At 62.0% G+C, this 8,564-nt stretch carries 6 protein-coding genes; 4 read left to right on the top strand and 2 right to left on the bottom strand.

What is annotated here, in order from left to right; all coding sequences use genetic code 11:
• Nucleotides 1-408 precede the first annotated feature (408 nt).
• From NW857_RS01590 to NW857_RS01580, 3 genes are all read left to right on the top strand, one after another.
• Nucleotides 409-1,437 (top strand): amino acid ABC transporter substrate-binding protein, encoded by a 1,029-nt coding sequence (locus NW857_RS01590; protein ID WP_414332370.1) that lies wholly within the window; start codon nucleotides 409-411, stop codon nucleotides 1,435-1,437.
• 84 nt (nucleotides 1,438-1,521) lie between these two features.
• Nucleotides 1,522-2,694, top strand: coding sequence for an amino acid ABC transporter permease (locus NW857_RS01585; RefSeq protein ID WP_414367782.1), 1,173 nt, complete (start codon nucleotides 1,522-1,524; stop codon nucleotides 2,692-2,694).
• 3 nt (nucleotides 2,695-2,697) lie between these two features.
• Complete coding sequence (locus NW857_RS01580) at nucleotides 2,698-3,885, top strand: amino acid ABC transporter permease (protein ID WP_414332366.1); 1,188 nt, start codon at nucleotides 2,698-2,700, stop codon at nucleotides 3,883-3,885.
• Between the two features lie 171 nt (nucleotides 3,886-4,056).
• On the opposite strand, the gene NW857_RS01575 is transcribed toward NW857_RS01580, so the two are convergent.
• Together NW857_RS01575 and NW857_RS01570 are read right to left on the bottom strand one after the other, a co-directional pair.
• The gene (locus tag NW857_RS01575; RefSeq protein ID WP_414337904.1) at nucleotides 4,057-5,847 is read right to left on the bottom strand and encodes a peptidase M3; all 1,791 of its coding nucleotides are present in this window, start codon (nucleotides 5,845-5,847) and stop codon (nucleotides 4,057-4,059) included.
• A 33-nt stretch (nucleotides 5,848-5,880) separates the two neighbouring features.
• Complete coding sequence (locus NW857_RS01570; protein WP_414332362.1) at nucleotides 5,881-6,255, bottom strand: sensor histidine kinase; 375 nt, start codon at nucleotides 6,253-6,255, stop codon at nucleotides 5,881-5,883.
• A 615-nt stretch (nucleotides 6,256-6,870) separates the two neighbouring features.
• Here NW857_RS01570 and NW857_RS01565 point away from each other — a divergent pair.
• A complete protein-coding gene (locus NW857_RS01565; RefSeq protein WP_414367804.1) occupies nucleotides 6,871-8,421 on the top strand; it encodes a YifB family Mg chelatase-like AAA ATPase in 1,551 nt (516 codons plus the stop codon).
• Nucleotides 8,422-8,564 lie beyond the last annotated feature (143 nt).

The raw sequence follows: 8,564 nt of genomic DNA, 5'->3' as shown, positions 1-8,564 counted from the left end.
CGGATGCGGGTGGTAATGCCCTTGAGGACGTGGAACTCGCCGTACCATTTGTGAACATCTTCACATTGGATGATGTCGGTGCCGGCTGAGGTTGGCAGGGAGGGTGAAGACATCATGCGCGGGGATCCTTTCATGGGCGGATAAATCCCTTTTATTTCATCAAAGCAAGCATGGGTACCATGGCAGAACCGGCTGAGCTATAACCGTAGCCTACATAACATTTCTCTACGCCCTGACATGTAAGGCTTTGAGAAAATCATTGACGCCTCTGGCGAACCATTCTATGGGGTGTGGCAGGAGTGCGACGCCATTGGCCTGGCGAACAAGTAGATCCACCAGGTAGATCCACGTGGATACGGACTACTGAAGATTACGAAGGATTGACATTGAGGTCATTCTATGAGCTGGATGAAGCATTTGAACGGATTGGCCCCCTTGGCCGGGGCATTGGTTCTGTCGGTGGGCCTGCAGTCGCTCCCCGCTTGGGCACAACTGGGGCCGCTCACCAACCGCATCAAGGCGCGGGGCGAGCTAATCTGTGGCGTAAACAACCAACTGCCCGGATTTGGCAACCTGGATGACCAAGGCAAGTATGTCGGCTTCGACATCGACATCTGCCGCGCCGTAGCGGCTGCTCTGTTCGGGGATCCCGACAAGATCCAATTCGTTTACCTGACGGCGGCCAATCGCCAATCGGCCATTCAGGCAGGAGAAGTGGATATCATCAGCCGCAACACCACCTGGACGCTGACGCGGGATCGGGAGTGGGCGGTAACTTTTGGCCCCACCACCTACTACGACGGCCAAGGGTTTTTGGTGCGGAAAAGTCTGGGTGTACAGAAGCTGGAGGATCTGAACGGGGCCACCATCTGTGTGATTGCCGGCACCACCACCGAGCTGAACCTGGCGGATACGTTCCGGGCCCGCGGCATCGCCTTCACACCGGTGACCTTCGACGGCGATGATTCCTCTTTTAACGCTTACGAAGAAGGCCGCTGCGACGCCATCACCAGCGACCAAAGCGCTCTGATCTCCCGCCGCGCCAGTTTGGCTGCTCCCGACGACCATGTGATCTTGCCGGAGGTGATCTCCAAAGAGCCGTTGGGGCCTCTGGTTCCTCACGGCGACGAGAGCTTCTCTGATATTGTGAACTGGACGGTCTACGCCCTCTTCTACGCGGAAGAAAAAGGGATCACCAGCGCCAATGTGGAAGAGTTCCTCAAATCGGAGGATCCCGACATTCGCCGCTTCTTGGGCCAGGAGGGCAACCTGGGAGAGCTGCTGGGCCTGCAGCCGGATTGGGTGGTCAAGGTCATCAAGGCGGTGGGCAACTACGGCGAGATCTTTGACCGGCACTTGACGCCCTTGGGGGTGGCTCGGGGCTTGAACCGGCCCTACACTCAGGGTGGGATCCAGTACGCGCCGCCTTTCCGCTAATCGGAAATCCGGGAGCCGTCGCCCCAGGGATCCCACTTGGTCAGGGATCCCTGGCCCTCTATCTTGGACTTTCGCTCGCGCCTCATGACCGCTCTATCTGACCAGCCCCACCTGCGCCCCCCTTGGTGGCGGGATGAGCGCATCCTGAAGATCCTGCTGCAGGCGGCCTTTGTCGTGGCTGTGTTGCTGGTGTTTGGGATCCTCACCCAGAATCTCCTCGCCAGCTTGCGCCGCCTGGGCATCAGCTTGGGGTTTCGCTTTTTGGGCAACTCCGCCAACTTCGGCATCACCGAGGGGCTGATCCCCTACGACCCTTCCGAGAGCTACCTGAAGGCCCTGCTGGTGGGAGCCCTGAACACCCTCTGGCTGTCCGCTGTCAGCATTGTCTTGGCGACGGCGATGGGCTTTGTTTTGGGGATGGCCCGCCTCTCCAGCAACTGGCTGGCCCGCCAGTTGGCCGCAGTGGTCACCGAGATCTTTCGCAACGTGCCGGTGCTGTTGATCGTGATCTTCTGGTACCAGGGGGTGATCCTCACCCTGCCAGGGGTGCGCAACAGCCTCTCTCTCGGCGGGCTGGTGTTCATCAACCAACGGGGAGTCAAGCTGCCCGGCTTGGATCCCAGTGGCTGGCTGGTTCCCACGCTGGCCATCTTGATCGGGGCCGGGTGGGGGATCCACAGGTTGCTGCTGGCTCGCCGGCCCGAGCTGGGATCCCGGCAGCGAAACCTGTGGGTGGCCGGGGGGGTGGCGCTGCTGGCGGTGGCCTGCTGGGTGCTCTTCCCCGAACCACCGCTGCGGCTGGATGTGCCGGTGCTGGAGCGCTTTAACTTCCGGGGTGGGATCCAGCTTTCGGCAGAGTTTACCGCCATGATGCTGGGCCTGGTCACCTACACCGGCTGCTACATCGCCGAAGTGGTGCGGGGATCCTTTTTGGCGGTGCCGCGGGGGCAGTGGGAGGCGGCCCGAGCCATCGGCCTGTCAGAGCTGGAAACCTTTCGCCTGGTGATCGTGCCGCAGGCGCTGCGGATCATGATCCCCTCTTTGAACACTCAGTATCTCACCCTGATCAAGAACTCCAGCTTGGCCATTGCCGTCGGCTTTTCCGACCTGTTCAACATCAGCAGCACCATCATCAACCAGTCGGGACGCTCGGTGGAGATGTTCGCCATCCTCATGGCTGCCTATTTGGGAATCAATCTGCTGGTTTCCTACGGCATGAACTGGCTCAATGCCCGCGTCAAGTTGGTGGAGCGCTAGCCCATGTCCAGCACTCTCTCGCCTGGCGAACCCCCCGCGGACAAACCCAGTCCTCTGGGGTGGATACGCCGCAACCTGTTCGACTCCTGGCTAAGCACCCTGCTCACCTTGGCCTCCGCCTGGGTGTTGGCTTGGGCCCTTTCCCTGTTCTGGAACTGGGCTTTTACCCAAGCCCGCTGGGAGGTGATCCCGGCCAACCTCAAGATCTTGACCACCGGCACCTACCCCAGCGACCAACTGTGGCGGGTGTGGGCTGTGTTGGGGGTTGTGCTGGCCACCTTAGGGGTAGCCGGAGGAGCTTGGGGCGGTGTGCTGCTGCACTACCTCATCCTCTTGGGAGCCGCCATGGGCTTGGCTGCTTTCCTGCCTTTGGGAACCCAATCGCAGGGGTGGCTGGCCGCTTGCTCTGGAGTGACCTTTGCCGCTGTTGCCCTCAGCCGCGGTCGAGAAGCCTGGCGGCTGCCCTCCATCTGGGTTTGGGCCTTGATCTTGCCCCTCTGCCTGGAGCTGCTGCTGGGCGAGCTGGGCCCCAACTGGCCGGCGGTGCGCTCTGAGCAACTGTCGGGACTGCTGCTGACCCTGATCTTGGCAGCAGCCGCCATGATCATTGGTTTCCCCATTGGAGTGCTGCTGGCGCTGGGTCGGGCCAATCGGGCGCTGCCGGTAATCCGAATCTTCTGCACACTGGTGATCGAGCTGGTGCGGGGGTTACCTCTGACCACCATTCTGTTTGCCGCCTGGCTGTTGGTGCCCTTCTTTTTGGGGGGCATCAGCGTCAACTTGATCATCCGGGCGGAGGTGGCCTTTATCTTGTTCACAGCCGTGTATGTGGCCGAGGATGTGCGGGGCGGCCTGCAGTCGATCCCCCTGGGACAGCTAGAAGCAGCACGGGCGCTGGGCTTGAACCCGTTTCAAGTGACGGCTTTGGTGATTTTGCCCCAGGCGTTGCGGGCAGCCGTTCCAGCTCTGGTGAACGAGTTCCTCACCCTTTTTAAAGACACTTCCCTGGTGTTCATCATCGGCCTGATCGACCTGCTGCAGGCAGGTCGGGTCGTGTTCACCAACCCCAATTGGCTGGGCACTCAGCGGGAGGTGCTGTTTGTGATCGGCGTGATCTACTTCATCTGCTGCTTTGCCATGGCCTACGCGGCCAAACAGGTGGAAAAGGCGCTGGGCTTGGGCAAGCGGTGAGCGTGGATGGCTTGGAGAATCTGTCAGCTAGAAGCCGCAGGAGCCCCGCACTGTACCCCCTCTTTCCCCCTGTATACGGGGGGGCCGGGGCTTGCTTGCTCTCTGTCCGCGACAGCGGGACGGAGTCCTTAAACCCCATCCGCCTACGCGGTGGGGTAGTTTATTCAGAACCTAGTGATCTGGATCCTCTTCCAGCAGCTTTTCGAGCGTTTCGATCCAATGCTCCAGTTCCTCCAGCGCCTGTAACACCCCCTCCGGATCGCTCAGATCCGCCTGTAGCCTTTGGGTGGTCTCTTCCAGAGTCAGGGATCCGGGCGGGCTGGCCAGCCAGTGGAGGTAGTGGGGCAGAAAGTTGCGCGGAGAACTACGATAGCGACGGTGGCAGGCCATGGCCACCAAGCTGGCAAGGCTGGCTTGATAGGCGCTGAAGGGGCGGAGAAACAGCTCCGGCATCCCCACCCAGCGGAACTGGTGTTCTGGCAACAATTCCACCGCATCTCCGCACAGCTCTTGACACAGTTTCAGCCACTCCTCGCTCACCCAGAGGGGAAAGGTTGCACCGTTTTCCGGGATCCCCGACCGATACAGGAGCAGCTCCAGCCGACCGATCAAGCTCTGGTAAAACACCGCCTGCAACTGCGCCTCCAGATGGCCTATCAACACGGCCTGGGCCAACTTCAGGCTGCCGGCACGCTGCCCCTCTGGATCGTAAGGAGCAGAGCGAGGGGATCCCATTGCCGAGGCGACCAGGTGATCCAGGAATATCTGCTGCAAAAGGGCGGTGTGAACCTGCACGCCCCACATTTGCGCCGACGGTGCGTAGCCCCTCCCCTGCATCTCCTCCAGATCCAGCCAAACTTGGGGATCCTCAGGCCGGAGCCGCCGGCTGATGGCCGCAAGGGTCTGCAACAGGAATCCCGTTTCTCCCGGTCTGGGCGAGGACTCGGGCTGGTCTGCTTCAGAGCCGACTTCGAGTAGCCAGGGTTTGGCCTGGGCCGCACACTCGGGGCAAAAGTCCTGCAAAGCAGCCCAGACCAGAGAGGTGGCCTCGGCAGCAGTCAAGAGGGGGACGGGATCCTCCCAGGGGGCATGCAAATCGCAGATGCGGATGGAACGCCCCATTGTTCGGCTTTTGAGCCGGTAGTAGCGCTGGAACAGGTCAAACCGATCGCGGATCCCTTCCAGTAGGTTCTCCAAAAAGGCTTGAGTCAGGCCGTGGCGAGCCAGGTACAGCTCGGCAACACAGTCATAGCCCCGCCATTGGGCCTCCCACAGGTGGTCGCGGATCAGGGTGCTGAGGATAAATCCCCCCAGCTCCGCATGGGCCTCTAGGTACTGACCCAGTCGCTGATAGGCATCCCAACGGATTTCGGCGCTGCTGTGGGTCTCTAAGCTCTGGAGCCGAACGAGGGTGTGATCTGGGAGCGCCGTAGGCGGGTTCAGGGTCACCTGCCACAACTGCCGCCAAGCCAACCGTCCTGTCAGGTACTGTTGGTGGAGCAGGCGCTCCAGAGGCTCGGGCTGTTGGTGGCCCTGCTGATGGCGGAGGCGACACAAGAATTGGCGAAAGGGCTGCAGCTCGGGCTCGCCTGGGCGTTGACCCTCTGGGTTGTGGGGAGCACCTTCCGCCGGGCCAGTGGCAGGAACGGCAGGTAGAGATTGCAGCTCCAGAGGGAAAAACAACAGCTGGTTTTGGAAAAAGATGACCTGCTCCAGCCTCTGCCAAGCTGCCTCTGCCGCGCCAGCCGTGGTTTTGGCCTCAGACAGGATCCCTTGCATCCTTTGCGTCAGCTTGGCCAACTCCTGAAGTGCCGCCGCCAGCTCTGGCGGGCTGAGTTGCGCCACCTGCCCCCGGTAGCGCCGGGCAAACCGCTGCACCTGTTCCCCAAGATCGTCAAGATTGTCGAACTCAGGGGAGCCCGAAGAAAGACCCAAGGAAGGTTCAGAAGCAGGAAAGACCACCGGGATCAGCCTCCTAGAGATAAGGGTTCTCCCTCAGTTGGCCCAGAAGGGCGCGCCTGCTTTTTGCTCCCACCAAGGCGCGAATGGTAAGGTAGTACCCGGCTGATCCGGTGTAGACACAAAGTCCATGCTGCCGCCAGATCGCTCCACAATCGCTTTGCTGATGCCCAGACCCAAGCCCGTCTCCCCCTTCTGCCGCGTATCGGAAGCATCAGCTTGGGCGAACTTTTGGAAAATGCAGGTCCGAAACGCCTCCGGGATCCCCGGCCCGCGATCCTGCACACAGGCCCGGATTCCTTCTGGAACCAGCTCGGCCCAGATGCGGACGGTTTCTCCCAACAGGGAAAATTTAGCGGCATTGGAGAGCAAATTGTTCATCACCTGCATCAGCTTACCCGACTCAAACACGTAAACGCGGCTGGCTCCACAGGCTGTATAGCTCTACCAATAGATCTGCTGGTAATAGATCTGCTGGCGGCTGGGGGTTTCCAGAGAAGGCGCTGTTGGTTCTCAACTGGGGTGACCAAATAGCGCTGCTGGGCAGAGAGGAGAGTTGAGGATCCAACCTTATCGCCGTCGCTGTTCGGCGAGGGGGGCTGTGGAGCACAGGGCGGGCGCTTCCGATCAACAGAGAGGACTCCGTCCCGCTGACGCGAACTGCTTGACCAGCCCAAGCGCCTTTCCACCAGAGGGGTCGGTAGCTTCCCTAACTCGGCAGGCGTGTAGCCCAGGCAGGCTTCCCAGTCACCCCCCAACGCCCCCAATCGCCCATCGGAGCTCAGCATATAAAACAGTTCTGGATCAGGAAGGGATCCCATTGCAGGAGAGGAATCCACACGCAATCTCACGCAGCCCGATGACGAGGACGAGATGGGGGAGCGGCTCGATGGGCGTTCTCAACGTTGATTGTGACGTTCTCCTTTCGGGAATGCAGCTGGGGGAAAGCGCTGGATTGGGCGGGCGGGGGGCGTGCCGCCAAAACTTCTGCCAGGATGAGTTGAGATGCTCGTGGAGGCGATCTTCTTGTTTGCCCAAGTGACCTCCGCTGCTCTGCTGGGACTCAAGGCCGTGCGGGTTACGGTGGAGGTGGACGTTGGCGGTGGGCTGCCCCAGATCACCCTGGTGGGGCTGCCCGACACGGCCGTTCAAGAGGCCAAAGAGCGGGTGCGGGCGGCCATCAAGAACTCCGGCTTTGCCCTGCCGCAGCGGCGGATCATTGTTAACTTGGCCCCCGCCGATCTGCGCAAAGAAGGCCCCAGCTTCGATCTGCCCATCGCCATCGGCATTCTGGCAGCCGCAGGAGTGGTTGAGGGAGAAGCGCTGGCCAACACCCTGATGCTGGGGGAATTGGCCCTGGATGGCACCCTGCGTCCCGTGGCAGGAGTTTTGCCCATCGCCGCCAGCGCCGCCGAGATGGGGATCCGCCGCCTGGTGGTGCCCCGGGAAAACGGCCCGGAAGGAGCGTTGGTGCAAGGGATCCAGGTGTATGGGCTGCCCTCTTTGGCGGCGGTGGTGAGCTGGCTGCAAAACCCGGAAGGGGTCGAGCCGGTGCGGATCCAGCCGGAGCAGATGCTGCCAACCGAAACGGAACCCCTGCTGGATTTGGCCGACGTGAAGGGACAAGAACACGCCCGACGGGCCTTGGAGATCGCGGCGGCCGGCGGGCACAACCTGTTGCTGGTGGGCAGTCCGGGAGCGGGCAAAACCATGCTGGCGCGGCGTCTGCCCGGCATCCTGCCCCGGCTGCAGTGGGAAGAAATGTTAGAAATTACCCGCATCTACTCGGCAGCCGGCCTGTTGCGGCAAAATCTCCACCTGGGCGGACAGACCGCCCTGATCGCCCAGCGGCCCTTTCGGGCTCCCCACCATTCGGCTTCTTCCGTGGCGCTGGTGGGTGGTGGCCCCTACCCCAAACCCGGTGAGATCTCGCTGGCCCACCGCGGCATTCTGTACTTGGACGAGCTGACCGAGTTTCGCCGCGAGGTGCTGGAGGTGCTGCGCCAGCCTTTGGAAGATGGCAAAGTCACCATCTCCCGCGCCCGCGTTTCTTTAGAGTTTCCCGCCCAAACCACCCTGGTGGCCTCCACCAACCCCTGCCCCTGCGGCTTCTACGGGGATCCCGTCCAGCCCTGCACCTGTACGCCGCAGCAGCGGGAGCGCTACTGGTCCAAGCTCTCCGGGCCGCTGTTGGATCGCATCGACTTGCAGGTGCGGGTCAACCGCCTCAAGCCGGAAGAAATTGTCCGCCTCCAGGGGGGCGAATCCTCCCAAGCGGTGCGGCAGCGGGTGGAACGGGCGCGGCAACGCCAACGGCAGCGCTTCCAGGACGAACCCGGGATCCACTGCAACGCCCAGATGCAATCTCGCCATCTGCGGCAGTGGTGTACCCTCTCGGATCCCTGTCGCAAACTCTTGGAGAGCGCCATCCAAAAGTTGGGCCTCTCTGCGCGGGGGAGCGACCGCATTCTCAAGGTGGCCCGCACCATCGCCGACCTGGAGGGCGCCGAGGCCATTGCCCCCACCCACCTTGCCGAGGCGATTCAGTATCGCAGCCTGGATCGCGGACGGCTCTGAGCCCAAGCGCTCCGCGCCGCTCACGCGACCACCCCCGGCCCCTCTCCCTTACCTCCCCCCCCCCCCCCCCACCAGACGCCCACCCCCCCCCCCCCACCACCTCGGGTGGGGGGGGTGGTTTAAAACAAATAAGAGGGCGACGA

The organism is Synechococcus sp. H55.9 (assembly GCF_047462355.1).
Lineage (GTDB): Bacteria > Cyanobacteriota > Cyanobacteriia > Thermostichales > Thermostichaceae > Thermostichus.
The sequence above is the reverse complement of the archived record's forward strand: the minus strand, read 5'-3'. Positions and strand labels throughout refer to the sequence as shown.

Bases quoted from the DNA above. Each gene is read 5' to 3' on its own strand.
- NW857_RS01585 (WP_414367782.1), top strand. From the start codon at position 1,522: ATGACCGCTCTATCTGACCAGCCCCACCTGCGCCCCCCTTGGTGGCGG.
- NW857_RS01590 (WP_414332370.1), top strand. From the start codon at position 409: ATGAAGCATTTGAACGGATTGGCCCCCTTGGCCGGGGCATTGGTTCTG.
- NW857_RS01580 (WP_414332366.1), top strand. From the start codon at position 2,698: ATGTCCAGCACTCTCTCGCCTGGCGAACCCCCCGCGGACAAACCCAGT.